Below are 446 nucleotides of genomic sequence, written 5' to 3' on the forward strand. Positions count from 1 at the left end.
ACCGCATTACGAACCATGTGAACGATACAAAGCTGAATTTTAGTTTCAGGGAACACGGTATTGATGGCATCCGGGAAACCCTTGAGACCATCCACGCAGGCAATCAGAATATCCTGTACACCACGGTTTTGCAGTTCTGTCAGCACATTGAGCCAGAACTTCGCCCCTTCGGTCTCAGAGAGCCACATGCCCAATAACTCTTTATGGCCTTCCAAGTTAACGCCCAGTGCCAGATAAACAGCCTTATTGATGACCTGTTTATCCTGACGTATTTTAACTACTATGCAGTCGAGGTAAACGATGGGATAGATGACATCAAGAGGACGGCTTTGCCACTCAACTACGTTAGCGATAACGGCATCTGTGACACGAGAAATGAGTGATGGAGAAACGTCCGCATCGTACATTTCTTTGAAGGTTTCTACGATTTCCCGGGTCGTCATACC

Annotated in this window: 1 protein-coding gene; it reads right to left on the reverse strand. The window is 46.9% G+C overall.

The window, feature by feature from the left end; translation table 11 throughout:
• The coding region (locus N477_RS20080; RefSeq protein WP_196760668.1) for an IS256 family transposase at positions 1 to 446 on the reverse strand (446 nt) is incomplete at both ends.

The organism is Pseudoalteromonas luteoviolacea H33-S (assembly GCF_001625695.1).
Lineage (GTDB): Bacteria > Pseudomonadota > Gammaproteobacteria > Enterobacterales > Alteromonadaceae > Pseudoalteromonas > Pseudoalteromonas luteoviolacea_B.